This window comes from Roseburia inulinivorans DSM 16841 (genome assembly GCF_000174195.1).
Classification (GTDB): Bacteria; Bacillota; Clostridia; order Lachnospirales; family Lachnospiraceae; genus Roseburia; species Roseburia inulinivorans.
This window is the reverse complement of sequence record NZ_ACFY01000063.1, coordinates 1-4,531: the sequence shown is the minus strand read 5'-3', so window position 1 is coordinate 4,531 and position 4,531 is coordinate 1. Positions and strand designations below refer to the sequence as shown.

Sequence of the window (4,531 nt, the reverse complement as noted above, 5' to 3'; positions counted from 1 at the left end):
ACTGCTTCTCAAGAAGCTTTGTAGCCCTCTGTATAGCCTCTATATTCGCCTGTAACGCCTTTCTAACCTCTTGGACGGTGTTTTCCTTAACCTCATCTTTCAAACTCCCAATCTCGCCCGATATAGCGTCTTGAAGCAATTCGTTGCTGTTCTTCAGCAGCTCTACGCTCTGCTTCAGCTCGCTGATGAGCTTCCTGTTCTGCTCTGCGTCTCTCTGCCTGTTCTGCTCTGCCCTTACTTGTTCTTGATTTGACTGCTTCATCAATTCCTCGCAGTTCTCGCTCGACATCGCCAACGCTTCTTTGAGCAGACTGTTTTCCAGCTCTGTCCGGCTCTGTCGGTTTAACTCTTGAAGCTGCTCTCTTGGACTGCTCTGCTTCTGCTGTTCGTGCATTTCTCTCAAACTCATGCTCCATGCTCTCCTTTCCAAAATCCATATTGTAGTATTTTTCCAGCTTGTTATCCCTGATTTTACAAGCCTTTTCTCCTGCCTGTTCCCTGGCTAAGTCGGTATATGTGATGTACTTGTGGCTGTCCTGCCAGTCTACGCCGTACCCTCTTTCATTCATCATCCGGATAAAGTTTTCCCGGCTGGTCGCTGTTTCCTTACAGTCCAGCACCGCAAGGGCAATATCCTGCACATAGCTTTTGACCTTTCCCTGCTCTGCCTGTTTCAAAAGCTGGTAGGTGTCTTTGCTCCATGCCACCGTTTCTTCCCGGACTTCTCCAGCAAAGGTCTTTCCTTTCTCCGGCACATGCAAGCCCTGTTCCCGGCTCTGCTCGTTGCACCGTTCCTTTAGGTCTTTAAGGTCGTGCTTACTCCATTGGAGCTTATGACCGTCCTCATAATTTACGGAATTGACAATAAAATGCGTGTGTATATGCCCCTTGTCTATATGCGTGGCTATCAGAACTTCATGCCCTTTCCATGCCTTTGTATGCTCTGCCAGCTCGACAGCGTTCTTGTGAGCCTGCTCCGGGGTTATTTTCTCGTCCTCATGGTAGGATTGCACATAATGCTTATAGGTTCTTCCATCCGTCTTGCCCCACAGCTCCTTTGTGGCTTGCATTTCTTCCTTGACCGTCTCCGGCTCACAATGCAGACCGCTGACAAGCTTCTCCTCTGTCTTTTCTTTTTTTGTCACATAATCTATGGCGTGCCCTATGCCCGCCTTTGAAGATACCGCCTTAATGACTGCCATACTTTGTTCAGCTCCTCTCCATGCTTCCGCACTTCCGCTTCACTCGGCAACATTCCCCCCTCATTACACCGCTTTGCTATCTGGTTGAGGTTGTTCCCTATCCGTTTCAGTTCCGGGATAAGTTCCTTGATACCGTCCGTATTCACGATTTGCTTCTCCAGCACACAGGAAAGGATATATTCCTGCTGGTTCTTTCCACTCTCTGAAATCTTCTCCTGTAGCTGCTGGTATTCTTCTTCACTTACCCGGAATGATAGCTGCTTTGGTCTTGTCTTGTTCATACCCTTACCACTCCATATCCATGACATCAAGTAGGTCAAAGAAACGCTCCAGCGTCTTATTTTCCTTTTCTGCCGGATTCTGTTTTACATATTTATCAATTACTTTCATCAGCTCCTGCACCTCGTATCTGTACTCAAACTGAATTTTATCCATATCTTTTTTCATGCCTTTGACCTCTCTTTCTTCGGTGCTACCACCGTCATATTATGAGCCTTCCGGCTCGTTTAAAAGGGGGATTGAAGGGGGGCTTACCACCCTCACAAGTTCTAAAGTGGTAACACTTTAGGGAACTTGCAATATATCCGCTACACATATTATAGCATGATAGACACCCTATATCAAGCGGATATATTCGTGCGTATATTCTGCCAAGAATATAGTGGAGCTTACTTCCTCTTGGGCGACTTTGGAAGTGTAGGAGGGAGACAGTCAAGGGCTTGTTTTTTATCTGCAGTATGAGCTTCGGCTTGCCGATCAGCGAGTACAGCAGATAAAAAATGGTCGCAGACCACCCTTTACTTTCTTCCGCCGGAACGGACAATGAAGCACAGGGGGAAGTAACGGAACGGACGGACAGCCGTTTTCCCCTCCGGCATTATAGCCAACAAAAAAGAGTATCAAAGGTAAACGCTGCGGTCTATGACCGCCCTTGACACTCTTTTCCTTATGGCTTTGATGATAAACAAGGGGAAATGGCTTCTTGTGGCATTTCTGCCCCTGTGATATAATGAACGACGCTACCGCCCCCAGACAGGTAGAGAAAGGGGGTGAACCGCATGAGTGAACTTCTGTCATTTTTTCTCTCTGTTTTGGCAAGTGTAGTTGCCTACTACATCTGCAAATGGTTGGACGGAGAAGAATAACTGGTAGCCAGCCTTGGGATTAAGCCACCCACCCAGAACGGAATAGAAAAGCCCCGGAGTTGCGACCTCCGGGGCTTTTTGCTGTGCCACATGAGCACTTCTGTCATTTTCGCCTACTGGCATTATACCATATGCCTTTCGGCATTTCAAGTATGCCCTACTTCCACCACTTGTAAACTGTGGGCTTGCTCAATCCTGTCTCCCGTATGCAGTCTGCTTTCTTTCCGTCCGGGTGCTGACGCTGCCATTCTTCGACAATCTTCGACTTTTCTCCGCTGCCTTTTGGTCTACCATTTCCCTCTCTCCAATCCCTATCCTGTCTTTTCATACGAATATCACGAATTGCCCTTGCTTCTTCTAAGTGATCAGCCTGTTTTTGGTAATTCCTTTTATTCGCTGGCATAGGAATAGCCGATACTCTTTCCGCTTCACTTCGACTATATGTGACATAATTTTCTTGATAAAACTGCATAGCGTCCATTATATCACGCTTAGTAAAACGGTTATGCTCATCATCTGACATATCATCAAGAAACTGCAATAGGGAAAAAGCGTCCGTAAAAAGCTCATCTTCCGGAATATCGCACTTAACGGCATAGGACGCCAAAACGCAAAGGCAGCTGTATCTATGCCCTACAGAAGCTCCCTCTTTTATTTTCCGCAGCCACCAATCATATAAGTCCCTTTTGATATGCCAACGCTCACGGCGCTCCCCTTGCACAATTCGCTTTTCATACCATTCCGGGTACTTTTTGCGTGCTTCTGCAAGGCTTAAATCGCTCTTGTAGTGAAAATCTGTGACCGCCTTGCTCTTATCCATGAGATAACCGTTCAAATACTCAATTGTCACTCTTTCGCCTGTTTCAAAAGCCTTTACCGGGTATCTCTTTCCCAGTTTTGACTGCGTTCCAACCATACGGAATCCCTGAAAAATCCCCTGATACTGAACCTGCTCCCGTTCCGTGAATGTACTTGTATATCGGTTCCAGACTTTCGCAATCAGCTCATACTTGAACTCTCGGAGCTTATCCTGCAAATGCTTATACAAAGGGACCGGCTTTTCCAGCAGATAATATAAATGCAGCCCGTGACCGCTATTGATACAGTAAGTGCATTTCGGAATAATATCATGATTCATTTGATGGAACACATCACGGAGCTGCGGCATCTCCACCCCGTCAAGGTCTATCGCTATACCATACAGCCACCTTGCATTGGCTGCCGTCCTATTTCTACCGGAATACGCCACAGGAGACATTACGGCAAACTCCGCCCCTTTGACCTCATCGATGACTGACAAATCATCAAATACAATCCGATTCTTTGCCTTATCGTTTTCGACTATAGTTATAATGCCATTTGCTTTTCCGTCCTCAAAATGCCCAGCTCTCTCAAAACTTCCCTCCGGGAAAACAGCCCGATAAAACTCTTTCGGCTTCACTTCCTCAAAAAACTGCCCAAGCCATTCATTTTTCAGCTTATACAACTGCTTTTCAGTCGGTTTTTTTGCCATAAGTCCACCACCTTTCTTCTCCCCTCTAAAACACCTATAGGGGGCTTATATTATCAATATATTTTATTTTACCTTTTTGACCTTTCAAAAAAGGGCTATTTTTCACTCCCTTTCCCCACCCCTAAAAACACCTATAGGGGGCTTATATTATCAATATATTTTATTTTACCTTTTTGACCTCTTAAAAAAGGGCTATTTTTCTCTCCCTTTTCCCTACCAGTATAGCACTACTATTTTTTCTTCAAAAAATAAAAAATTATCGCTACTATCAACATCACAACACCTATCGCAATAAGCAAGATGCTGACAAGAACACTATTCAACTTTCCTGCGACAAATACCGAGGTAGGACCATCTACACCTCCGATTATAGCAATAGCATTATTATTCATCTTCAATGCAACACCCACAATAACAGATATTATTCCAACAACACCAGCAACGATTCCTAATATTTTTTTCATTGACTAATCTCCTTTCTCAACCTTCCGATTTGTCGATTTCTTTTTACTTACCAAGCATACCATATAACAGCATAAGAAACACTAAAATATTACAGACCATACCGCCCCAAAACAGGTACAGCTTTAAGCCCTCATATCTGAAAAAGCTGTTCTTACTTTCCTCCAGCTCCCGGATCTTTTGCTTCATCACGCTCGTAAGTGTATCAG

At 45.0% G+C, this 4,531-nt stretch carries 6 protein-coding genes; 1 reads left to right on the top strand and 5 read right to left on the bottom strand.

The window, feature by feature from the left end; translation table 11 throughout:
• Positions 1–92 precede the first annotated feature (92 nt).
• Genes ROSEINA2194_RS07650 through ROSEINA2194_RS21010 form a run of 3 tightly spaced genes read right to left on the bottom strand, consistent with a single transcriptional unit; the run spans position 93 to position 1,649 of the window.
• Entirely contained in the window at positions 93–1,202 is a 1,110-nt protein-coding gene (locus ROSEINA2194_RS07650; protein WP_007885233.1) for a relaxase/mobilization nuclease domain-containing protein, read from the bottom strand.
• On the bottom strand, positions 1,163–1,483 hold the full coding sequence (locus ROSEINA2194_RS07645; RefSeq protein ID WP_009256578.1) for a MobC family plasmid mobilization relaxosome protein: 321 nt from the start codon (positions 1,481–1,483) through the stop codon (positions 1,163–1,165). The genes ROSEINA2194_RS07650 and ROSEINA2194_RS07645 overlap by 40 nt, the downstream gene beginning before the upstream one ends.
• Before the next feature lie 4 nt (positions 1,484–1,487).
• Positions 1,488–1,649 carry a hypothetical protein gene (locus ROSEINA2194_RS21010; RefSeq protein WP_007885225.1) on the bottom strand — a complete coding sequence of 54 codons (162 nt, stop codon included), beginning with the start codon at positions 1,647–1,649 and terminating at the stop codon, positions 1,488–1,490.
• A gap of 332 nt (positions 1,650–1,981) precedes the next feature.
• Between ROSEINA2194_RS21010 and ROSEINA2194_RS21005 the strand changes: the two genes are divergently transcribed.
• Positions 1,982–2,137 (top strand): hypothetical protein, encoded by a 156-nt coding sequence (locus ROSEINA2194_RS21005; protein WP_007885224.1) that lies wholly within the window; start codon positions 1,982–1,984, stop codon positions 2,135–2,137.
• Positions 2,138–2,504: 367 nt separating this feature from the next.
• On the opposite strand, the gene ROSEINA2194_RS20300 is transcribed toward ROSEINA2194_RS21005, so the two are convergent.
• Positions 2,505–3,860: a hypothetical protein gene (locus ROSEINA2194_RS20300; RefSeq protein WP_007885223.1), complete on the bottom strand. Its 1,356-nt coding sequence runs from the start codon at positions 3,858–3,860 to the stop codon at positions 2,505–2,507.
• A gap of 230 nt (positions 3,861–4,090) precedes the next feature.
• The gene (locus tag ROSEINA2194_RS07630) at positions 4,091–4,324 is read right to left on the bottom strand and encodes a hypothetical protein (RefSeq protein ID WP_007885222.1); all 234 of its coding nucleotides are present in this window, start codon (positions 4,322–4,324) and stop codon (positions 4,091–4,093) included.
• Positions 4,325–4,531 lie beyond the last annotated feature (207 nt).

What these genes read in the sequence shown, in the direction of transcription:
- ROSEINA2194_RS21005 (WP_007885224.1), top strand. Translation starts at nt 1,982, where the DNA reads ATGGTCGCAGACCACCCTTTACTTTCTTCCGCCGGAACGGACAATGAA.
- ROSEINA2194_RS20300 (WP_007885223.1), bottom strand. Translation starts at nt 3,860, where the DNA reads ATGGCAAAAAAACCGACTGAAAAGCAGTTGTATAAGCTGAAAAATGAA.
- ROSEINA2194_RS07645 (WP_009256578.1), bottom strand. Translation starts at nt 1,483, where the DNA reads ATGAACAAGACAAGACCAAAGCAGCTATCATTCCGGGTAAGTGAAGAA.
- ROSEINA2194_RS21010 (WP_007885225.1), bottom strand. Translation starts at nt 1,649, where the DNA reads ATGAAAAAAGATATGGATAAAATTCAGTTTGAGTACAGATACGAGGTG.
- ROSEINA2194_RS07630 (WP_007885222.1), bottom strand. Translation starts at nt 4,324, where the DNA reads ATGAAAAAAATATTAGGAATCGTTGCTGGTGTTGTTGGAATAATATCT.
- ROSEINA2194_RS07650 (WP_007885233.1), bottom strand. Translation starts at nt 1,202, where the DNA reads ATGGCAGTCATTAAGGCGGTATCTTCAAAGGCGGGCATAGGGCACGCC.